The sequence below is a fragment of the Streptococcus sp. genome (genome assembly GCF_041802885.1).
Classification (GTDB): Bacteria; Bacillota; Bacilli; order Lactobacillales; family Streptococcaceae; genus Streptococcus.
In genome coordinates this window covers 23,831-46,400 of the sequence record NZ_JBHCHN010000048.1, presented here as the reverse complement: position 1 = coordinate 46,400, position 22,570 = coordinate 23,831, and the positions used below count along the sequence as shown (strand labels likewise).

The 22,570-nt window shown below is 45.0% G+C and carries 17 protein-coding genes and 1 pseudogene; 12 read left to right on the top strand and 6 right to left on the bottom strand.

Annotated features, from left to right (window positions below; genetic code table 11):
- The 4 genes and pseudogenes from ACEYCN_RS06325 to ACEYCN_RS06310 form a co-directional block, all read right to left on the bottom strand.
- A pseudogene (locus tag ACEYCN_RS06325) lies at window positions 1-1,688 on the bottom strand (hypothetical protein); the annotation flags it as partial.
- 56 nt (window positions 1,689-1,744) lie between these two features.
- Window positions 1,745-2,251 carry an isoprenylcysteine carboxyl methyltransferase family protein gene (locus tag ACEYCN_RS06320; RefSeq protein ID WP_373713453.1) on the bottom strand — a complete coding sequence of 169 codons (507 nt, stop codon included), beginning with the start codon at window positions 2,249-2,251 and terminating at the stop codon, window positions 1,745-1,747.
- Between the two features lie 315 nt (window positions 2,252-2,566).
- Window positions 2,567-3,211, bottom strand: a complete 645-nt coding sequence (locus ACEYCN_RS06315; protein WP_373713451.1) for a DUF1129 domain-containing protein — start codon at window positions 3,209-3,211, stop codon at window positions 2,567-2,569.
- A 39-nt stretch (window positions 3,212-3,250) separates the two neighbouring features.
- Window positions 3,251-4,195: a magnesium transporter CorA family protein gene (locus ACEYCN_RS06310; RefSeq protein WP_373713450.1), complete on the bottom strand. Its 945-nt coding sequence runs from the start codon at window positions 4,193-4,195 to the stop codon at window positions 3,251-3,253.
- Window positions 4,196-4,694: 499 nt separating this feature from the next.
- On the opposite strand from ACEYCN_RS06310, the gene uvrA reads away from it, so the two are divergent.
- The 6 genes from uvrA to ACEYCN_RS06280 all read left to right on the top strand — a co-directional run bounded on the left by uvrA (window position 4,695) and on the right by ACEYCN_RS06280 (window position 11,750).
- Window positions 4,695-7,520 carry an excinuclease ABC subunit UvrA gene (uvrA, locus tag ACEYCN_RS06305; protein WP_373713449.1) on the top strand — a complete coding sequence of 942 codons (2,826 nt, stop codon included), beginning with the start codon at window positions 4,695-4,697 and terminating at the stop codon, window positions 7,518-7,520.
- A 114-nt stretch (window positions 7,521-7,634) separates the two neighbouring features.
- Window positions 7,635-8,714 (top strand): M24 family metallopeptidase, encoded by a 1,080-nt coding sequence (locus tag ACEYCN_RS06300; protein ID WP_373713448.1) that lies wholly within the window; start codon window positions 7,635-7,637, stop codon window positions 8,712-8,714.
- A gap of 72 nt (window positions 8,715-8,786) precedes the next feature.
- Window positions 8,787-9,344 carry an elongation factor P gene (gene efp, locus ACEYCN_RS06295; RefSeq protein WP_373713447.1) on the top strand — a complete coding sequence of 186 codons (558 nt, stop codon included), beginning with the start codon at window positions 8,787-8,789 and terminating at the stop codon, window positions 9,342-9,344.
- A gap of 22 nt (window positions 9,345-9,366) precedes the next feature.
- The gene (locus ACEYCN_RS06290) at window positions 9,367-9,759 is read left to right on the top strand and encodes an Asp23/Gls24 family envelope stress response protein (RefSeq protein ID WP_373713446.1); all 393 of its coding nucleotides are present in this window, start codon (window positions 9,367-9,369) and stop codon (window positions 9,757-9,759) included.
- Window positions 9,749-10,171, top strand: a complete 423-nt coding sequence (gene nusB / locus ACEYCN_RS06285; RefSeq protein WP_373713445.1) for a transcription antitermination factor NusB — start codon at window positions 9,749-9,751, stop codon at window positions 10,169-10,171. The genes ACEYCN_RS06290 and nusB overlap by 11 nt, the downstream gene beginning before the upstream one ends.
- 121 nt (window positions 10,172-10,292) lie before the next feature.
- Window positions 10,293-11,750, top strand: coding sequence for a sucrose-6-phosphate hydrolase (locus tag ACEYCN_RS06280; RefSeq protein ID WP_373713444.1), 1,458 nt, complete (start codon window positions 10,293-10,295; stop codon window positions 11,748-11,750).
- A 31-nt stretch (window positions 11,751-11,781) separates the two neighbouring features.
- Here the strand turns inward: ACEYCN_RS06280 and ACEYCN_RS06275 are convergent, their stop codons facing one another.
- Window positions 11,782-12,747 carry a LacI family DNA-binding transcriptional regulator gene (locus ACEYCN_RS06275; RefSeq protein WP_373713443.1) on the bottom strand — a complete coding sequence of 322 codons (966 nt, stop codon included), beginning with the start codon at window positions 12,745-12,747 and terminating at the stop codon, window positions 11,782-11,784.
- Window positions 12,728-14,185, bottom strand: coding sequence for a sucrose-6-phosphate hydrolase (locus ACEYCN_RS06270; RefSeq protein ID WP_373713442.1), 1,458 nt, complete (start codon window positions 14,183-14,185; stop codon window positions 12,728-12,730). Before ACEYCN_RS06270 ends, ACEYCN_RS06275 begins: the two co-directional genes overlap by 20 nt.
- Before the next feature lie 200 nt (window positions 14,186-14,385).
- On the opposite strand from ACEYCN_RS06270, the gene ACEYCN_RS06265 reads away from it, so the two are divergent.
- From ACEYCN_RS06265 to alr, 6 genes are all read left to right on the top strand, one after another.
- Window positions 14,386-16,278 carry a glucose PTS transporter subunit IIA gene (locus ACEYCN_RS06265; protein WP_373713441.1) on the top strand — a complete coding sequence of 631 codons (1,893 nt, stop codon included), beginning with the start codon at window positions 14,386-14,388 and terminating at the stop codon, window positions 16,276-16,278.
- A gap of 90 nt (window positions 16,279-16,368) precedes the next feature.
- Window positions 16,369-17,247 (top strand): fructokinase ScrK, encoded by an 879-nt coding sequence (gene scrK, locus ACEYCN_RS06260; RefSeq protein WP_373713440.1) that lies wholly within the window; start codon window positions 16,369-16,371, stop codon window positions 17,245-17,247.
- A gap of 93 nt (window positions 17,248-17,340) precedes the next feature.
- Window positions 17,341-18,282, top strand: coding sequence for a mannose-6-phosphate isomerase, class I (manA, locus tag ACEYCN_RS06255; protein ID WP_373713439.1), 942 nt, complete (start codon window positions 17,341-17,343; stop codon window positions 18,280-18,282).
- A 169-nt stretch (window positions 18,283-18,451) separates the two neighbouring features.
- Window positions 18,452-20,965: a preprotein translocase subunit SecA gene (gene secA / locus ACEYCN_RS06250; RefSeq protein ID WP_373713438.1), complete on the top strand. Its 2,514-nt coding sequence runs from the start codon at window positions 18,452-18,454 to the stop codon at window positions 20,963-20,965.
- A 68-nt stretch (window positions 20,966-21,033) separates the two neighbouring features.
- A complete protein-coding gene (gene acpS / locus ACEYCN_RS06245; RefSeq protein ID WP_373713437.1) occupies window positions 21,034-21,396 on the top strand; it encodes a holo-ACP synthase in 363 nt (120 codons plus the stop codon).
- On the top strand, window positions 21,386-22,483 hold the full coding sequence (gene alr / locus ACEYCN_RS06240) for an alanine racemase (protein ID WP_373713436.1): 1,098 nt from the start codon (window positions 21,386-21,388) through the stop codon (window positions 22,481-22,483). The genes acpS and alr overlap by 11 nt, the downstream gene beginning before the upstream one ends.
- Window positions 22,484-22,570 lie beyond the last annotated feature (87 nt).

The following is a 22,570-nucleotide window of genomic DNA, read 5'->3' as shown; positions in this document are numbered from 1 at the left end:
GGTTTCTCCGGTGTTACTTTTGGTGCTTCCGGTTCAGACTTTGGTTTTTCTGGCGTTACTTTTGGCGCTTCCGGCTCGGACTTCGGTTTCTCCGGTGTTACTTTTGGTGCTTCCGGTTCAGACTTTGGTTTTTCTGGCGTTACTTTTGGCGCTTCCGGCTCGGACTTCGGTTTCTCCGGTGTTGGTACTGGTGGAGTTGGCTCTGTTTCAGCTAATTCCACAACAGGAGATAGGATGATTGATTGTTTGATAACAGTATCTTCACTAACTGGATTGTTTTGCTCATCAACCCAGCCCGTTACTTTGTAGCCTTTTTGAAGAACGAGGTCCCCTTGTTGCGGTTTCAAACCGGGAAGAGCAGTCTTTATGGTAGGGAGAATATTTTTTAGAGGAGTTCCAGGATTAATCATTTTTATAATCTGTCCACCATAAATATAATGAGTAAAGGTGCCTGGATTAGTTCCTCCGCCCTTTCCTTCTATAAAAGTTACTTGGATTTGCTCAGTTGGATTTTCCTTTGGAACTTGGGGTTTCAAAGGGGATATCGTTATGCCACCAGTTTTGGGAGGAGTTGGTGTTTCTGGCGCTGGTTTTGGAAACAACGGTTTGAGAATGATTTTGGGATCCACTTCAAAAGTTGTTGCAGCAAGGGCAGTAGATTCAGTAGGCGCAATATATTTATAGCGTTTCATGACGGCCACAAATGGGAAGGATTGGACTGCATCATCTGGCAATGTGGCTGTTATAGTGAAAGTGACAGGACCCTTGTCTGTTCTCTCATTAAGAACAAAGACTTTGGAGAAGAGTCCTTGGTTTTTCCATTCGTCCAATCTCGGGTCTCGGTAGTAAATGTTTCCGACTGACCAACCCCATTGTTTGGTAAGGCCCTCATCTGGGTCTGTCTCATCGTAAGCTTTATAAAGGCCTTTTGTTGAGAAATGTTGGATGAGTTCCTGATTCTTTTCATGGTCTACGATACTAGTAATCTTGGCATTTTTTGGCGTGAAGAAGTAGAATGCTCCGACACTGCTAGGAGAGAGTCCCCAGTTTGTTGGGTCAAAGGTTACGGTCCATTTAACGGTGTTTGAACTTGTTTGTTCTCTGGTAATAGAAACAGAATTTTCCCCAACATTTGAATGTTGGATTTCTTCTGTTTTAGTGTCGGTTACTGGACTTATTTCTTGAGCTGATGTCGCTGGTGTCTCTGTTTGAGGGGGAGTTGTTGTAGGTATCTCTGTTTGTTGTGTTGCAGTAGTAGGTTTCACTGATTCAGTCGTTGTGATTGTTGTTTCTGCCGTACTTGTCTGTTCTAGAGTAACTGGCGGAGTATCCTCGGTTAATGAACTTCCTGCTTCGTCTGCTATAGGCGTCTCTGTTTTGTTCTCTTCAATTTCTGAGGAAGAAGATACCTCTGCTGCAAGCGGCGAAGGTGTAGCAGTGGTCACTTGGTTTTCAGGAGGTAGATCCTGATTTACTGGTTTTTCTGCACCTAGTACTTGCTCAGAAAGTGTTTCGTCAGTAGTTTTTACGACTTCGGTATTGGAAACAATAGATGGATTGATTTCTAGGGAAGAAGGGTTTGCTTCAGAGATTGTATCTGCCTGGACGGTTGGGAGCTGATAGATCAGCATAGTGCCCAAGACGGCTGTGCTGACGAGTAGGTGGTTAAGAATATTTTGCTTTCTCATAGGTTCCTCCTTTAATGAGTTGGTGTAAATGATTAATATCCGACTGTCTATAGAAATTAGATTCTACCATTGGGAATGATGATTTCTTGCAACAATTTATTTTCTTCCCGAATACGTCTGTAAAGTAAAAAGAGATATGGCGGGAAAAGTAAACTGAAGCTAACGGGTGCATGACATAAGAGTGCTAGTCCGATTAATTCTGGAAGGATATTCAAAAAATAATTGGGATGTTTTATTGTCTGAAATAGCCAGTGGTCAACAAAGTGATGGTTTTTGACCAGCATGAGTTTTACTGTCCAAATAGGACCTAACAGCTGGATAACCCAGTAGAGCATGGCCATTGCGAAAACTAACAGGGCTAATCCAATGGCACTGACTGCATCGAATGATACTTTTTTTACAATAGCTTCTGTCAAACAAGCTGTATAAAATAGGATGTGGCACACAGTCAATAGTTTAGTGTTTGCTACACCATACTCTTTGCCACCATCCGCCAAAATTCGCTTCTCATTTTTGATTGAGATTTTTAAAAAGGAGAGTCTCAATAAAAATAAGGTGATCATCAACGTAACAATCAAAAGTAACCTCCAAATTCGTTTTAAGCTTTCCTTCTACAGAAAGGTCTCTAGACTATTAGAGTGCCACTCAATAAGATGAGGAATAGCTAGTATTTTTATTTGACATCCTCATTATAATAGAGAGTTCTACAGTAGTTCTGTCCTTCTTCTGTTATTTCTCTGTTTTTTCTTATTCTTATGAAAAAAGCTTATGACCGTTTGAGATGGACATAGGCTCCTACTGGAATTATCTGTTTTGCAATGATATACTTGTAAAACAAAAAAAGAAAACAGATTGGAAGACAATCTGTTTTAGTCGAGTTACCGCACTGGCTGCATGGCATTGCGAATGTTGTATTTCTTTTTTAAGAGGTATCGAATACCAAAAGCTACCCCAGCAATCAAAATGTTGGCAATAGGAGATAGCCCAGGGTTGATACTGGCTGGAATCAAGCTGGCTAGGAAGAAGATAGCCGACCAAGCCACGGTTGCAAGTAAAAGGGCCAAGATAGCTTTCCAGATTTTAGGGCGTTTTTTCCCTTCTCCCATGTGGCGATAGACAAAATGGTACATGAAGTAGATGCCAGCTCCAACACCGAAACCAACAACGATGAAGGTTATTAGGCCATATTGGGAGCCTTGTCCGAATAGGTTCATAGCCCCGTTAACAAATCCTAGGAGGGCCAGCATCAAGAGACTGGAATCCAGCCACATGAGCCAAGGATTGTCGTTTTCAGGGAGACTGCCCTTGTCTTCTGAGGTTTGTGTTTTGCTAGTAGCCCATTCAGTTGGGGCACCGTAGAGGCTACGGGCTGTAATGCCTTTTTTCTGGGCATCATGGATGCTGGGAAGAATCTCTTCCAGAAGGCTTTTAATCTCTTCATCGCTTTTTCCGTCTTTGATGAGTTGGTTTGTAGCGATGTGGATAAATTCTTGGTTTTTCTTTGTAAGGTTTTTGAGTTGCATGGGGAATAATCTCCTAGGATAGTCAGTTGAAAATGAAATTTAGAACCATTTTTTCCGGATGAAATAAATGGTCAAAAAGAGGCTGATAGCGAAGGCGACGAGGATGATAATTTCAAAGGCATGTGGGAGATCATTGAAGGGGATATTATTTCCTTTAAAGTTCATTCCATAAGCTGAGAATATCATAGTTGGAATAGACAGGACGATGGTAGCCAGAGCCAGAGTCTTCATGATGGTATTCTGGTTATTGGAAATGATGGAAGCATAGGCCTGGGTCATGGAGTTCAAGATATTGCCATAGATATCGGCCATTTCGATGGCCTGTTGGTTTTCAATCAGAGTATCCTCTAGTAAATCCTCGTCTTCTTCATACTTGCGAAGAAGACTAGAAGAGCCGGCCAGTTTCTTGACAATCCGCTCATTCATTTTGAGGGAGGCCTTGAAATAGACAATAGTTTTTTCCAGCTCCATGAGGTCAATCAATTCTTCATTCCGTGTCGCCTCATGCAATCTTTTTTCAATATCTTCACTCTTGCGGTCAATAATCCGCAAGGCGCTCAAGTAAAGCTGGGCATTGCGATAGAGAATTTGAAAGACGAAGCGAGACCGCATGAAGGTGTAGAAGTTGCGCAGGCGGTTATTGCGAAAGAGTTCAAAGAGAGATAATTCTTCTAAGCAGGTAGTGATAATGGTGTTTTCTGTCAAGATAATGCCGAGCGGGATGGTAACATAATAGGCCTGGTTGTTTCGATCTTCCAGGATTGGGACGTCCACAATGATGAGCTTATAGTCGTCTTCCACCACAATACGGGAAGATTCTTCCGCATCGAGCGGGGCCCGCAAGTCTGTAATATCGATATTAAAATATTCCGCCACTTCCATGGATTCGCTCTGGGAAGGGTTGACCAAGTTTATCCAGCTTCCTGGTTCAAATGTGTGGATTTCTTCCAAGTCAGTCAGTGTAGAAAGAAAAATCTGTTTCATACCAACCCCTCCTTCGTTTGATTTTTATGCTTTTAGGCGTACCTCTTATTATACCAAAAAGGGCCCTAAAGGAAAAGTTTTTTTTGAAGTATGGTATAATGGAGGATATGAAAAGAGTTGGGATAAATATGGTTTTGAAGCGCAAAAAGGTTTCAAATAATCGCACTCGGAAAGGATTTGAACTCGGCCTAAAGGCTGTGTCAAAAAGATAGGGATTTCCTTATTTCTACCCATTGTGAGTATCAACGTCGTAGCCGTCTGAACTTTCTTCGGCTTGCCTGTGAAAGTTCTAGTCAGCCTGACGGGGGTGCGTCTGCAAAATCGTAGATTTTGGGCTGACCGCCTATTTTGACTGTGCCTTTTACGGCCTTAGTATCAATGAAAGGAACTGAACACGAGCTAAGAACGGGGCAAAAAAGACTCATTTCTTGGTGCGCAAGCCCACTGCAGAAATGATCTGTTTTTGCTTTGTTCTTTACGCTCTTTGTATCTTAAAATTATGCAAGATAAGATTATCATTCATGGGGCTAGGGCCCATAATTTAAAAAATATTGATGTGACCATCCCAAGGGATAAGCTGGTGGTGGTGACGGGTTTGTCAGGGTCAGGAAAGTCTTCCTTGGCCTTTGATACCCTCTATGCTGAAGGCCAACGCCGTTATGTGGAGAGTTTGTCAGCCTATGCAAGGCAGTTTTTAGGCAATATGGAAAAACCGGATGTCGACTCCATTGAGGGCTTGAGTCCGGCTATTTCCATTGACCAAAAAACCACTTCCAAAAACCCCCGCTCGACGGTTGGTACGGTGACAGAAATCAATGACTACCTTCGTCTCTTATATGCCCGTGTCGGCACGCCCTACTGTATCAATGGTCATGGGGCCATTATGGCCTCATCCGTAGAACAGATTGTCAATCAGGTTTTGGAATTGCCTGAGCGGACGCGGATGCAGGTTTTGGCTCCCATTATCCGTCGGAAAAAAGGCCAGCACAAGACCATTTTTGAAAAGGTGCAAAAGGATGGTTATGTCCGAGTTCGGGTCGATGGGGACATCTACGAAGTCTCAGAAGTTCCAGAACTGGAAAAGAATAAGATGCACAACATCGAGATTGTAGTCGACCGTCTCATCAATAAAGAAGGGATTCGGTCCCGTCTCTTTGATTCGGTGGAGGCGGCCCTGCGCCTGGCAGATGGCTATGTGGTCATCGATACCATGGATGGCAATGAACTGCTCTTCTCCGAACACTATTCCTGCCCAGTCTGTGGTTTTACCGTTCCTGAGTTAGAACCTCGTCTCTTTTCTTTCAATGCTCCCTTTGGATCTTGCAGTGACTGTGATGGTTTGGGAATGAAATTGGAGGTTGACCTGGACTTGGTGGTGCCGGATGCCAGCAAGAGCCTGAGTGAAGGGGCCCTGACACCTTGGAATCCCATTTCTTCCAATTATTATCCCCAGATGCTGGAGCAGGCCATGACCCAGTTTGGGATTGATATGGACAAGCCTTTTGAAGATTTTTCAGAAGAAGAAAAAGACCTGGTCCTCTATGGCTCCAAGGGGGAAGAGTTTCACTTCCACTATGAGAATGAATTTGGTGGTGTGCGGGACATTGATATTCCCTTTGAGGGTATTGTCAACAATATCCATCGCCGTTATAAGGAAACTGCCAGCGACTATACCCGCAATGTTATGCAGGCATACATGAATGAGTTGACCTGCCAAAGCTGCCATGGCTACCGTCTCAATGACCAGGCCCTGTCTGTCCGAGTGGGTGGTGAGAAGGGGCTACATATCGGCCAGGTTTCGGATTTGTCCATAGCGGACCATCTGGAACTCTTGGGTCAGCTGACCCTATCGGCCAATGAAAACATCATTGCCAAGCCCATTCTCAAGGAAATCGGAGACCGCCTCTCCTTCCTTAACAATGTAGGCCTTAACTACCTAACCCTTTCGCGGGCATCAGGTACCCTATCAGGGGGAGAAAGCCAGCGGATCCGTCTGGCAACCCAGATTGGCTCCAACTTGTCAGGGGTTCTCTACATTCTGGATGAGCCTTCAATCGGACTTCACCAGCGGGACAATGATCGCCTGATTGCCAGTCTCAAGAAGATGCGGGATTTGGGCAATACTCTGATTGTGGTGGAACACGATGAGGACACCATGCGGGAGGCGGATTATCTGATTGATATGGGGCCTGGTGCGGGGCATTTTGGTGGTCAAGTGGTGGCTGCTGGGACTCCAAGTCAGGTTGCCAAAAATAAAAAATCCATCACGGGTCAGTATCTCTCTGGTAAGCGGGAGATTCCGGTTCCGCTGGAACGGCGTCTGGGGACAGGTCGATTTATCGAGGTGGTTGGAGCTAAGGAGCACAATCTTCAGGATTTGACCGTTCGTTTTCCTTTGGGCAAATTCATCGCCGTGACCGGTGTTTCAGGCTCTGGTAAGTCCACCCTAGTCAATGCTATTTTGAAAAAAGCCATTGCTCAAAAGCTCAACCGCAATTCGGAAAAACCTGGGAAATTCAAGGAAATACGCGGCATCGAGCATCTGGACCGCTTGATTGATATCGACCAAAGCCCAATCGGGCGGACACCCCGTTCTAATCCAGCTACCTATACAGGGGTCTTCGATGATATCCGCGACCTCTTTTCCAAGACCAATGAAGCCAAGATTCGGGGCTATAAGAAGGGGCGTTTCTCCTTTAATGTCAAGGGCGGCCGCTGTGAGGCATGTAGCGGTGATGGCATCATCAAGATCGAGATGCACTTCCTGCCGGATGTCTATGTTCCCTGCGAGATTTGCCATGGCACCCGCTATAACAGTGAAACCCTGGAAGTCCACTACAAGGAGAAAAATATTGCTCAAGTCCTGGACATGACGGTCAATGATGCGGTAGAATTTTTCAAACACATTCCCAAAATTGAGCGCAAACTTCAAACCATCAAGGATGTGGGTCTGGGCTATGTGACCTTGGGGCAGCCAGCCACCACGCTTTCTGGCGGGGAGGCCCAGCGGATGAAATTGGCCTCTGAGCTCCACAAACGCTCGACAGGCAAGTCCCTCTACATCTTAGATGAGCCAACAACCGGCCTCCATACGGAGGATATTGCCCAGCTCCTCAAGGTCCTGGCCCGCTTTGCCGATGATGGCAATACGGTTCTGGTCATTGAGCACAACTTAGATGTCATCAAGACGGCAGACCATATTATTGACCTGGGACCTGAAGGCGGTGTCGGTGGCGGTACCATCGTAGCCACTGGCACGCCCGAGGAAGTAGCGACCAATCCAGCCAGCTATACAGGCCAGTATTTGAAGAAGAAGTTGTCATAAACACAGAGGAAGTCTGATTTCATCAGGCTTTTTCTGACCTGATAAGGCAAAAGAAAACCTAGCAATTCTCCTGGAATCATGCTACAATGTTTCTAGTGAATGAAGGAGAAAATTATGACAAACTATTTGCAAGAACGCTTAGTAAAATTTGAAGCAGCCCTCGATGAGGCAGGTGTGGATGGGATTTTGGTCACCAACCTGACCAATGTCTATTATTTGACTGGTTTTTCAGGAACCAGCGCCACCCTTTTTATCAGCAAAAAACGCCGTATTTTCGTGACGGATGCTCGTTATACCTTGATTGCCAAGAGTGTGGTCAAGGGCTTTGATATCTTGGACAACAGAGATGCTTTAGGTGAGATTGCCAAGGTCATTGCAGACGACAAACTGACCAGCATTGGTTTTGACAGCCAAGTGACCTATGGTTTTTATCAGCAATTAAGCCAGGTCTTTGAAGGTTACGAACTCAAGTCTCTGACCGATTTCGTGGAAAAAATCCGCATGATTAAGGATGCCCAGGAAGTGGCGACTATCCGCCAGGCTTGTTCGATTTCTGATAGGGCCTTTGTGGATGTCTTGGACTTTATCAAACCGGGCCAAACAACAGAGTTACAGGTGGCCAACTTCCTTGATTTTCGCATGAGAGAATATGGGGCATCCGGTGTCTCCTTTGAAAGCATCGTTGCCTCCGGTTACCGTTCGGCCATGCCGCACGGAGTGGCCAGCGACAAGGTCATCGAGACGGGCGAAAGCCTAACCCTGGACTTCGGTTGTTACTACAACCACTATGTGTCTGACATGACTCGGACTATCCATATCGGCCAGGTGAGTGACCAGGAACGGGAAATTTATGATGTGGTCCTGCGGGCCAACCAAGCCCTGATTGACCAAGCTAAGGCAGGCCTTTCCTTTGCAGACTTTGATGGCATTCCTCGGGCGGTCATTGCAGAGGCCGGCTACGGGGCCAACTTTACTCACAGCATTGGCCATGGTATCGGCTTGGACATTCATGAAATTCCTTACTTTGGTGCCGCCAGCAAGGGCCAATTGGCACCAGGAATGGTAGTGACTGACGAGCCAGGCATCTACTTAGACGGCCAGTATGGTCTGCGCATCGAGGATGATCTCTTGATTACAGAAAATGGCTGTGAAGTTTTGACCCTAGCGCCCAAAGAATTGATTGTCATCTCCTAAGCGATGATTTGAGAATTTTAGGCATTTGTGGTAAAATAAAACGAATAAATTTTATACGAGGTAGTTAAAAAAATGATTGAAGCAAGTAAACTGAGAGCTGGTATGACCTTTGAAGCCGATGGCAAATTGATCAAGGTTTTGGATGCCAGCCACCACAAACCAGGTAAGGGAAATACCATCATGCGAATGAAATTGCGAGATGTTCGTACAGGTTCTACCTTTGATACAACCTACCGTCCAGATGAAAAATTTGAGCAAGCCATCATCGAGACGGTTCCAGCTCAATATCTATACCAAATGGATGACACAGCCTATTTCATGAACACGGAGACCTACGACCAGTATGAGATTCCAGTGGCAACCATCCAGGAAGAATTGCTCTATATCTTGGAAAACTCCGATGTGAAAATCCAGTTCTACGGTTCAGAGGTGATCGGTGTCACAGTTCCAACCACTGTTGAATTGACTGTCACAGAAACTCAGCCATCCATCAAGGGGGCTACTGTTACAGGTTCAGGCAAACCAGCAACTCTGGAAACTGGTTTGGTCGTGAACGTGCCAGACTTTATCGAAGCCGGCCAAAAACTGGTCATCAATACAGCAGAAGGCACTTACGTATCCCGTGCGTAAGTCATCCTAGAAAGGACAAGTTATGTCAGTAGAAAATCTTGGCGAAATCGTCATTGCTCCCCATGTGCTAGAAGTTATCACAGGGATTGCCTCAGCAAAGGTGGAGGGTGTTCACTCTCTTCACAACAAACGCTTTTCGGATGGATTGTCAAAAACCTCACTCAATCGTGGTGTTTATTTGGAATCTGATGAAGAAGGCAACCTGACTGCAGACATCTATGTTTATTTGGAATACGGTGTGTCTGTACCAGCTGTTTCCATGGATATCCAACGGGCTGTTAAAACAGCCGTCTTCAACTATGCAGATGTGACTGTATCGGCTGTCAACATCCATGTTGTGGGTATTGTACCAGTGGAAACACCAAAACCAGACTTACAGGACCTGTTTGGTGAGGACTTCCTCGATGAAGAATAAGCTTCCAGACTCAAGAAAACACTTGCGCCAACGGGCTCTTCAGGCTATCGTCTCCATCGAATTTGGTCAGGATCCCCTGCAGGCGGCACAGTTTTCCTATCTCTATGACCAGGAAGAAGTGCAGGAGGTGGAAATTCCCCTCTTTCTTCTCCAGTTGGTGACGGGCGTGGCCCAGCATCGAGATGACTTGGATAAGGAGTTGGAACCTTATCTCAAATCTGGCTGGAGCCTGGATCGGTTGACTACCATTGATAAGAGCATTTTGCGCTTGGGTCTCTTTGAAATTCGTTATTGCGATGAAACGCCAGACCGAGTGGCAGTCAATGAAGCTATCGAGTTGGCCAAAGAGTTCTCAGATCAGGCCTCTGTCAAATTTATCAACGGTGTCCTGACACACTTTGTAAAAGAATAAATCATCTCCCGAAAGGGGGATTTTTATTTTCAGAAAATTCAATTTCAAACTTGCAATCTGAAAGCGGTTTCGCTATAATAAAAAGAAAACTATCATATTAGATGAAATCAGGAGGTTTGATGTGAAAGAATGGACAACGGAGGAGCGCTACCGTGTGCTAAAGGATGCCAGTGAGATTAGGGACTTGTATGACAGGATTCAAGCTTCTGACTATCGGCAGACCTATCATATTCAGCCTATCACAGGGCTATCCAGCGATCCAAATGGCTTCATTTACCATAAGGGAATCTGGCATCTTTATTACCAGTGGTGCCCTTGGGGGGCTGTGCATGGGCTCAAGTACTGGTATCATACAACTTCTAAGGACCTGCTCCATTGGCAAAATGAAGGAGTAGGTATCCATCCAGATACCATTTATGACAACAAGGGTGTCCATTCTGGATCCGGTTTTTCAACGGATGAAGAACTCTATCTCTTTTATACGGGCAATCACCGGGATGAAAATTGGGTTCGGACCCCCTATACCTGTCTGGCCCAGTTGACAGAGGATGGGCAATTGATTAAACAGCCTGAGCCTCTCTTTGGTCCTCATCCAGATTATACCGAGCACCAACGGGATCCTAAGGTGGTTTACCATGAGGCTAATCAAACCTACTATATCCTCCTAGGGGCCCAGTCCAAGGACTTAAAGGGCAAGGTCTTGATTTACTCCTCTAAGGAACTCTTGCAAGGCTGGACCTTTGCAGGAGAGCTAAAAGTGCCTGGTTACGAAGACCTTGGTGGGATGTGGGAATGCCCGTCTATCGCTCGCATTGGTGATAAGGATATCCTAGTCTTTTCGCCTCAATACACAAAATTGCCCCGTCGCGGGAACTCGACCAATCACAATATCTACCTGATTGGGAATATGGATTATGAAAACCTGACCTTCCACGCGGACGGAGAATATCGTCACCTGGATTATGGCTTTGACTTTTATGCGGCGCAATTTGCGGCCAACGTCAAAGAGGAGGACAAGGCTATCTTGACTGCCTGGATGGGATTGCCGGACAACCACTATCCAACGGAAGAAGAAGATTGGGAAGGCAGTCTAGTTTTGCCAAGAGAGTTGAGAATCGTCAATGACAAACTCTATCAACTTCCAGTTCAGCAAATTCGTGAACTCCGCAAGGAGAAAGTGGAGCCAACTGGCCGCCTGCCACGGGTAGCTGAGGTGCAGGTCAAACATACTGGTGGGAATGCTCAACTCACTCTTTTTAGTAAGTCTGATGGAACAGGAGGCTTGCAGTTGAGCTATGATGCAGCCAGAAAGACTGTGACAATTGATCGCAGTCAGATGGAACTGCGTTTTAATGAGGCCATCGGTGAAGTGTTGGAAGTGCCTCTGGAAGAGGATTTAACAGATATCGCTCTTTATCTGGACCGTAGTTCGGTTGAAATCTTCTTTAACAAAGGCGAAGCGACCTTTACCACTCATCTCTATCCAACTGAGCAAGAAAGCTCTTATCAGGCCAGTCCAAACCTAGACCTTGAAATCTGGACGTTAAGGTCGTCAGTGACAGATGACTTTGTTGTATAAAAAAAACTAGCACGCAAATGTGTGCTAGTTTTTAAATGCTCTTACCTGGCAGAAGTGAGATGGGTAAGGTGTATTCCAAAGATGTTGCAGGATTTCCCTGAATTTCTTGTAGAAGAAGTTCTACCATAAGTTTGGCAATATCAGATATTGGTTGCTTGATACTAGCCAAATTGGGAACATAATGCTCTACAAAATGGGTTCCATCATAGCCGATAATCTTCAGTTGCTCTGGGATATGTAGTCCCAGTTCCTCAGCAATTTTCATGATGAGCAGGGCAGTCATATCATCCGAAGCAAAAATACCGTCAGGTTTTAACGTTTCAATCAAAGATTTGATTTCCATTTTTTTTCTTGTCGGTGAAAAATCACTAGAAATGTTAACGCAAGTAGCCTGAGGAAGGACGGAGCTGAAGCCTGTCCGCCGCCGAATGGTAGGGGAGTCACTGTCATCATTACCAGTAATCATGATAATCTGTTGGCAGCCGCTTTTCAGCAAGGTCTGAGCTGCAAGTACACCACCAGAAAAATTATCAGAAGAAACTACGGGAATCTTCGGAGATAGGTTTCGGTCAAAAGAAATGATTGGGGCCGTTACTCGATCATAGTCTGAAATTCCCAAATTGTGACTACTAGAGATGATACCATCTACCTGATTCGCTTCTAACATTTCCAAATATTCTTTTTCCTTGGCCGAATCCTGTTCGCTATTGCAGATAATGGTCTTGTAACCCTGCTTAAATAGTTCTTTTTCCAGACACTCGATCAATTCTGCATAGAAAACATTACTGATATTGGGGAAAATCAAACCGATTAACTTGGCCGATTTTCCTTGGAGGCCCCGAGCTAGATTATTGGGGCGGTAACCCAACTCCCGCATAGCCTGATTAACCTTGTCGATAGTTTTTTGAGAAAGATAACCCTTTTGGTTGATGACCCGAGATACCGTTGTGGGGCTGACTCCGGCTAGGGCAGCGACATCAGTTAGTTTTGCGACCATAGTCTAATTCATAGTAGGTTCCGGAAATATCTCCCTGTTTAATCATAATACCATGTTGATTTTCATGCGGGAAGACACGGCCAGAAAATACTTTTTCTCCCTTGTTGATAAAGATTTCAAATACAGAGCGGTCAATAAAGATGTTGGCTGTCAGCACACCTGGTTTAATTTCACAGGAACGTGTTTGACCAAATTCAAGAGCGTATTGCTCGCCAGCTTCACTGCGGTCGATGGTAATCTGTCCTTTTTCTGTATCCATCAGGATTTTGAAACCACGACCATTCTCATCTGCAAAGAGGACAAACTCAGCCTGGGTATCTGCAGCAATGGTCAATTCTAATTCGTAAACATTGTTGGTCTTTGTCTGGTTTGCAAAAGGTGCCCCTTGGTCTTTTCTCAGGCTGGTAATAGCTTCCACAGGGTATTGGTAGAGCTTACCATCTTTGATCTTCAGTTCCTTGACCAAAGAAAGAACTCCCTGGTAATCAAATTTATCGGTTGGATAAGCCACTTCCGGCAAGCCCAGCCAGCTAACACTCAGAGCACGGCCGTCAGGGGCATTAAAGGCTTGAGTGGCATAGGCTTCAAAACCATAATCCAAGTTTTGAATGTCGGACGGATTGATGAGGACGGCATTTTCTGTGTCAAAGCGGTCCGCAATCTTATACATGTTTGGATAGATGTTGTCATATGGCAAGACATTCTTGGCCATTCCCTGAGGGCAGTAAAGCAGTACAGGCTGCTTGTCCACAAAGACCAAGTTTGGGCACTCGATCATGTAGGATGTTTTATCATTTTGGAAGTCCAAATCCCCAACAAAGGTCCAGTTGTGATAGTCACTGTTTTGAGCCTTGTAGAGTTTTACAATCCCTTTTTTCTGAATATCTTGAGCACCGATGATGGTGTAGTATTCCCCTTCATGGAAGAAGATTTGCGGGTCACGAAAATGAGCAGTCACATCTTCTGGTTGGGTAATGAGGGTTTGCGGGACTTTTTCCCAATTGCCATCACTGTCAAGTAGGACACCATTTTGATAGGTTTGGCGCATCCAATTTTCATCACGAACATTTCCTGTGTAAAAAATGAACAGCTTATCTCCAAATTGCATGGCAGAACCAGAATACATCCCGTGGCTATCCAAAGGGGTATTAGGTGTTAAGATTGTACCGGTTTCTTCGAAATGCACCAGGTCTGTAGACTCTGTTTGTACCCAGGATTTGAGACCATGGGCTGCACCAAATGGGAAATATTGGTAAAAGAGCTGCCATTTCCCCTTGAAAAAAGAGAATCCATTAGGATCATTCAATAGTCCGTAGGGTGGCTCAATGTGAAAATTGGTATGCCAAGGAGAGCTGGCAGCATTTTCCTTGATTTTTCTAATCTCCTCTTCAGTCCATTCCGCATAGGGTTTATAGCGTTGTTCCGTCGTAAGGGACATTTTTTCCTCCAAAATAAGTAATATCTTCACTCTATATACTAAACGTTTTCAGTTGAAAAATCAAATGAAACCAGTCAAAAAATGAAAGTCATCAAAAATTCTGCAAAACGTTTGACAGAACGAAAAAAAATGATATAATTAAAGCATAGAAAGTTTTGAAAACACTTTCAAAGAAAAAATATTTAAGGAGATTTTTGCAAATGACAAATACAGAAATTGCAAAAAAAGTCATCGAAGCCTTGGGCGGAGTTGAGAATGTCAACAGTGTAGCTCACTGTGCGACTCGCCTTCGCGTCATGGTCAAAGATGAGTCAATCATCGACAAAGATGCTGTCGAAGATATTGAAAAAGTACAGGGTGCCTTCTTTAACTCTGGCCAATACCAAATCATCTTTGGTACAGGTACTGTTAACAAAATTTACGACGAAGTCGTAGCACTCGGTTTGCCAACATCAACCAAAGCTGAAATGAAGGCTGAAGCTGCGAAGCAAGGTAACTTCTTCCAACGTTCTATTCGTACCTTTGGTGACGTATTCGTTCCAATCATCCCAGCTATCGTAGCGACCGGTCTCTTCATGGGTCTTCGCGGTCTCTTGGGAGCGTTGGGCATTACTCTTCCTGAAGATTTGAATGTTTACTCGCAAATCTTGACAGATACAGCCTTCATTGCTCTTCCGGCATTGGTTGTTTGGTCAACTTTCCGCGTATTTGGTGGAAATCCAGTTATCGGTATTGTTCTTGGATTTATGTTGATCTCGGGCTCGCTCCCTAACGCATGGGCAGTTGCCTCAGGTGGTGATGTCAAACCTGAAATTTTCTTCGGTTTCATTCCAGTGGTAGGTTTGCAAGGTTCAGTATTGCCAGCCTTCATCATCGGTATTATCGGTGCCCAGTTTGAAAAAGCAGTCCGCAAGGTGGTTCCAGAAGTTCTTGACCTCTTGGTAACCCCATTCATTACCCTTTTCGTAATGTCTATTCTTGGACTCTTCGTTATTGGTCCAGTCTTCCACGTTGTTGAACAGTACATCCTAGTAGCAGCTGAAACACTCCTTGCCTTGCCATTTGGCCTGCCAGGTTTGATTATTGGTGGTGTTCACCAAATCATCGTCGTATCAGGTGTTCACCATATCTTCAACTTGTTGGAGTCACAATTGGTAGCTAACACTGGTGCAAACCCATTCAACGCTATCATTACAGCTGCTATGACCGCTCAAGGTGCGGCAACTGTAGCGGTTGGTGTGAAAACAAAAAATGCGAAACTGAAAGCCCTCGCTTTCCCAGCTGCTCTCTCAGCCTTCCTCGGTATTACTGAGCCCGCTATCTTCGGTGTCAACTTACGTTTCCGTAAACCATTCTTCCTATCATTGATTGCTGGTGCTATCGGTGGTGCAGTTGCTTCCTTACTTGGTCTTGCAGGTACTGGTTTTGGTATTACTATTATCCCAGGTTCATTGCTCTACCTCAACGGTCAATTGCCGCAGTACATTCTCATGGTAACTGTATCCTTCGTAGCAGGTTTTGCTTTGACATACATGTTCGGTTATGAAGATGAGGTAACTGAAGGAGAAGCTTCTGCAAAAAAGCCTGAAGAAGTAGCAACTGACGAATTGCTCGCAGAAGCTACTACATCTCTGTTGCCAGAAGAAACTCTCGTATCCCCACTTTCAGGTGAAGTAGTGGAATTAGCGAGTGTTAATGATCCAGTCTTCTCATCTGGTGCGATGGGTAAAGGCTTGGCGGTTAAACCATCTGAAGGTGTTGTTTATGCTCCAGCAGATGCAGAAGTAACTATCGCCTTTGAAACAGGCCACGCTTATGGTTTGAAAACAGCAAGTGGCGCAGAACTCTTGATTCACATCGGTATTGACACAGTTTCAATGAACGGTGAAGGTTTTGAGAAGTTGGTTGCTGCAGGTGATAAGGTTAAGGTCGGTGCTCCTCTTGCTAAGTTCGATTCTAGCAAGATTGCTGCAGCTGGTCTGGATGACACAACTATGGTTATCGTTACAAACACAGCGGACTTTGAAGTGGTTGAAGGACTTGCTCAAGGCACTGTCGCTCATGGTGCAGACTTCCTCAAAGTTGCTAAATAATAAAATAATATAGAAAAAGGCGAAAGCCTTTTTCTTATCACTAAAAAATATGGTATAATAAAGATAATTTTTTTTAAAGGGAGAAGATTGATGACAAAATTGTATGGTAGCTTAGAAGCTGGTGGTACCAAGTTTGTCTGTGCAGTGGGAGATGAGCATTTTCAAGTAGTTGAAAAGACCCAGTTTCCAACAACGACACCTTACGAAACTATTGAGCGCACGGTTGAGTTTTTCAAGCGCTATGAGGATCGCCTGGCTGGTATTGCCATTGGATCCTTTGGTCCGATTGACATTGACCAAAATTCTCAAACCTATGGCTTTATTACCTCAACACCAAAGCCAAACTGGGCTAATGTGGATCTACTTGGTCTGATTGCCAAGGAATTTAATATTCCCTTTTACTTTACGACCGATGTTAACTCATCTGCTTTTGGGGAGGCCTTGGTTCGTAAAGGTGTCAAGAGCCTGGTCTACTACACAATCGGTACAGGTATCGGAGCAGGGGCTATTCAAAATGGCGAATTTATTGGCGGTCTCGGCCATACTGAGGCTGGTCATACCTATGTGGCCCTCCATCCCTATGATGTTAAACATGAATTTAATGGTGTTTGTCCTTTCCACAATGGCTGCTTGGAAGGTCTGGCAGCTGGTCCATCATTGGAAGGTCGTACTGGTGTCCGCGGTGAGTTGATTGAACTCAACTCAGATGTTTGGGATGTTCAAGCCTACTATATTGCACAAGCTGCTGTGCAGGCGACTCTTCTTTATCGTCCGCAAGTGATTGTTTTTGGTGGCGGAGTGATGGCTCAAGAACACATGCTCAACCGGGTTCGTGAGAAATTTACTGGTCTTATGAATGATTATCTACCTGTACCAGATGTTAAGGAATACATCGTAACCCCAGCTGTGGCTGAAAACGGCTCTGCAACATTGGGGAACTTTGCTTTAGCTAAGCAGGTTTCGGAATAAAATATAGACCCAGCTTGACTGGGTTTTTTTCTTCTAGCAAACAATTGAAAAATTTGATATGATAGCCTTAACAAGTGAGATTGGAGTTGAGATATGGCAGAACCTTTATTTTTACAATCCGTCATGCAGGAAAAAATCTGGGGCGGACAACGCCTGAAGACAGAGTTTGGCTATGAGATTCCTAGTCCGACAACGGGAGAGTACTGGGCTATTTCCGCCCATCCTAATGGGGTTTCAATCGTGGCAAACGGCCCCCACAAGGGAAAAGCCTTGGACCAGCTGTATGCGGAGCGCAGGGATCTTTTTGGCAATAGCCAAAGTCCGGTGTTTCCCCTCCTGACCAAGATTTTAGATGCGGATGATTGGCTCAGTGTGCAGGTTCATCCGGGCGATGCCTATGGTTTGGAGCATGAGGGAGAGTTGGGAAAGACCGAGTGTTGGTATGTGATTGCTGCTGAAGAAGGTGCAGAAATCATCTATGGCCACGCCGCTCAGAGCCGAGAAGAGTTGGCTCAGATGATTGAGAAGGGAGAATGGGATGCCCTTTTGACCCATGTTCCGGTCAAGGCGGGTGATTTCTTCTTTGTTCCTAGTGGCACCATGCATGCCATCGGCAAGGGGATCATGATTTTGGAAACCCAGCAGTCCAGCGACACCACCTATCGGGTCTATGACTTTGACCGCAAGGATGACACAGGCAACCTACGGGAGCTTCATATCCAGCAGTCTATTGATGTCATGACCATCGGCGAGCCTGCCAATAGCCATCCTGATACCGTCGAATTGGTAGATGCCAGCCTAACTACCTATGTCAGCAATGAGTTTTTCACAGTTTACAAATGGGCTATTCATGGGGAGTTATCCATGAAGAAGCAAGCGGATTATTACTTACTTTCTGTCTTGGATGGTCAGGGGGAATTGGAATTAGATGGTCAAACCTATCCCTTGAAAAAAGGAGATCATTTTATCCTACCTAGTGACTGCCAAGACTGGACTTTCCGAGGACATTTGGAAATGATTGTCAGTCATCCATAGGAATCAGAAAAACAAGCAAATGGGCTTGTTTTTCGCTGTGTAAGGAAAAAGAGAGTGTCTTTTTTGTAAAAAGATAAGACTTATCCCCCAGAGAGGGGTGAACCTTGATAAAACACGGTTGGTGTGGTAAAATGTATTATTGAACTGAAATAAAAATAGGAAGTATGAAATGGCAACAAATATTCTTCGTTCTCTCATTGAAAATGATAAGGGAGAGCTGAAAAAATTAGAAAAAATGGCGGATAAGGTTATCGCCTATGCAGACCAAATGGCTGCTCTGTCTGACGAGGACTTGCAGGCTAAAACGGAAGAGTTTAAGGATCGTTACCAAAAAGGAGAGAGCTTGGATGACCTCCTTTATGAAGCCTTTGCCGTGGTTCGTGAAGCATCCAGACGTGTACTAGGTCTCTACCCATATCCTGTGCAAATCATGGGTGGTATCGTATTGCACAACGGGGATATCCCAGAGATGCGTACCGGTGAGGGTAAAACCCTGACTGCGACCATGCCAGTTTACCTCAATGCCCTGGCTGGCAAAGGGGTTCACGTTGTTACGGTCAATGAATACTTGGCTACACGTGATGGTGAGGAGATGGGACAGCTCTACTCATGGCTGGGCCTTTCTGTTGGGATTAACTTGGCAGCCAAATCTTCTTTTGAAAAACGTGAAGCCTATCAGTGTGATATTACATATTCAACCAATGCAGAGATTGGCTTTGACTACCTTCGTGACAACATGGTCGTTCGTGCTGAGGACATGGTACAACGCCCTCTCAACTTTGCTTTGGTTGATGAGGTAGACTCTGTTTTGATTGACGAAGCTAGGACACCATTGATTGTATCAGGTGCAACCAGCTCTGATACGAATCAGCTCTACTTCATGGCGGACAATTTTGTCAAATCCTTAGAGAAGGATGATTACATCATCGATGTCTCTTCTAAGACCATTGGTTTGTCTGATTCTGGTATTGATAAGGCGGAGTCCTTCTTCCGCTTAAACAACCTCTATGATATTGAAAATGTGGCATTGACTCACTTTATTGACAATGCTCTCCGTGCCAACTACATCATGATCAATGAGATTGATTACCTGGTCAACGAAGAGCAAGAGGTCATGATTATCGATCCATTTACAGGTCGGACCATGGAAGGCCGCCGTTATTCAGATGGTTTGCACCAAGCTATTGAAGCTAAGGAAGCTGTGCCTATCCAAAGTGAATCTAAGACCAGCGCTTCTATCACCTACCAAAACATGTTCCGTATGTACCAGAAGTTAGCAGGTATGACCGGTACGGCTAAGACCGAGGAAGAGGAATTCCGCGAAGTTTACAATATGCGCGTTATTCCAATTCCGACCAATAAACCTGTTATCCGTGAGGACCATGAAGATTTACTCTATCCAAATCTGGACTTCAAATTCAATGCCGTCGTAGCCGATGTTAAAAATCGTTATGAAAAAGGACAGCCCGTCTTGGTTGGTACAGTTGCCGTTGAAACCTCTGATTATTTGTCTAAACGCTTGGTAGCTGCAGGTGTTCCTCATGAGGTTCTTAATGCCAAGAACCACTACCGTGAAGCCCAAATTATCATGAATGCCGGTCAACGCGGGGCAGTTACCATTGCTACCAATATGGCCGGTCGTGGTACCGACATCAAGTTGGGCCCAGGCGTGCGTGAACTGGGCGGGCTCTGTGTCATTGGTACCGAACGCCATGAAAGTCGCCGTATTGATAACCAGTTGCGTGGACGTTCAGGCCGTCAAGGAGATCCAGGTGAATCGCAATTCTACCTTTCTTTGGAAGATGATTTGATGAAACGCTTCGGTTCTGAACGCATCAAAGCATTCATGGAACGAATGAATCTGACCGAAGAAGAATCGGTTATCAAGTCTGGTATGCTTACACGTCAGGTTGAGGGAGCTCAAAAACGGGTTGAGGGGAATAACTACGATTCACGGAAGCAAATTCTTCAGTATGATGATGTGATGCGTGAACAGCGTGAAATCATCTACAGCCAGCGTCAGGATGTCATCACCGCAGACCGCGACTTAGCCCCTGAAATTAAAGGAATGATTAAGCGGACTATTGATCGTCAAATTGCCAATCACAAGGGTATCAAGCGCGAGGAAGCTCTTGAAGCCATCTTGCGTTTTGCGCAAACCTCTCTAGTTGCGGAAGAATCGATCTCTCTGGCAGATTTCGAAGGGAAAAATGACGAGCAAATCAAGGATGAACTCTTCCAGCGAGCCCTCGCTGTCTATGACAAGCAGATCGAAAAATTACGAGATGAAGAACGGATTCGAGAGTTCCAAAAAGTCTTGATTCTCCGTGTAGTAGACAACAAGTGGACTGACCATATCGATGCTTTAGATCAGTTGCGTAATGCGGTTAGTTTGCGTGGATACGCACAGAATAACCCAGTTGTTGAGTACCAATCAGAAGCCTTTACCATGTTTAATGACATGATCGGTGCTATTGAATTTGATGTGACCCGTCTGATGATGAAAGCTCAAATTCATGATAACATTGAGCGGGAGCGTGTGGTTCGTGAGGCCCATACAACAGCTGTTAAGAACATTGTTCCGGAGCAGAAAAAACCTCAAAACTTTGATGGTGTAGACCGCAATGATCCATGCCCATGTGGTTCTGGTAAAAAGTTTAAAAATTGTCATGGTCGTCACTAAGTCGACGAAGGCAGCACTATAAGGAATAAGGTCTAGGAATATTTCCAGACCTTTTTTGGAAAAAAGAGATGATAATAGGACACGGAATTGATTTACAGGATATGCAAGCCATTGAGAAAGCTCTGATCAGGCGGACAAGTTTTGCTAAAAAAGTCCTGACAGAGAAAGAATATGCAATCTTTTCGAGCTTTCAAGGCAGGCGTCAGCTCCAATATTTGGCAGGCAGATGGTCAGCCAAGGAGGCCTTTACCAAGGCATTGGGAACAGGTGTGGGTCGGATTGGCTTTCAGGATATTGAGATTTTAAACGATGAAAAAGGGGCTCCCTACATCAGCAAGTCTCCCCTCTCAGCTAAAGCCTGGGTCAGTATCAGTCATTCTGGTCACTTTGTTCAGGCCAGTGTCATTTTGGAGGAAGAAGATGAAAGCTAGTATTCACAGACCAACCTATATTGAAGTAGATTTATCAGCCATCTCCTACAATTTAGGGCAGGTGGTTGCCCAACTTCCAGCCCAAACTCAGGTCTTTGCGGTAGTCAAGGCCAATGCCTATGGGCACGGGGTCTTGCCAGTGGCACAAACCCTCTTGGCCCAAGTGGATGGCTTTTGCGTTTCCAATATTGATGAGGCACTGGAATTGCGCCAGGCTGGTATCCAAAAAGATATCCTGGTCTTGGGAGTTGTCCCTGTCCAAGCCCTGCCTTTGGCTCTGGATGAAAATATTATCCTTACCATTGCTAGCCGAGAGTGGATAGAGATGGTGGACAAGGATTTACTGAACAATCTGCGTTTTCATATCAAGGTGGATACCGGTATGGGACGAATTGGTTTCCTTGAGAGTAAAACTATCAAGGAAGCTTTAGCTGTTTTAAGACAGCATGGGGCCAAGGCTGAGGGTATTTTTACCCACTTTGCGACTGCGGATCAGGCTGATCAAGCCTATTTTCAGAAACAGCTGGCCACTTTTAAGCAGATTCTCTCGGAAATAGAAGAGCTTCCAGAGTTGGTCCATGCCAGCAATTCAGCCACCAGTATCTGGCATGCAGACACGGTCTTCAATATGGTCCGCTTAGGAGATATCCTCTACGGCCTCAATCCCAGCGGCCGGGAACTAGCCCTGCCCTTTCCTATCAAACCAGCCCTCAAACTGGTATCAGAATTGGTTCAAGTCAAGGTACTAGAGGGGGGCAGTAGCATTGGCTATGGAGCCACCTATACCAGTTCGGAAGAGGAGATTATTGCAACAGTTCCTATCGGTTATGCCGATGGCTTGATTCGACGAATGCAAAATTTCCAGGTCCTAGTGGAAGGGTATCTCTGCCCAATTGTAGGACGGGTGTCTATGGATCAAATCACTATTCGTCTGCCCCAATCTTATCCACTGGGCACGAAGGTAACCCTGATTGGTCAGGAAGATTCCGCAATTATCTCTGTCCAAGATTGGGCAGACTATCTAGGGACCATCAACTATGAGGTGGTCTGTCTCTTGTCTGACCGAATTCCCCGCCTTTATAAGTGATTAAAAACTGGTTTCGACCAGTTTTTGACTTTATCCTAAAGTCCACAAAAGAACTTGACATTCTGGACAAAGGGGATTACAATAGGA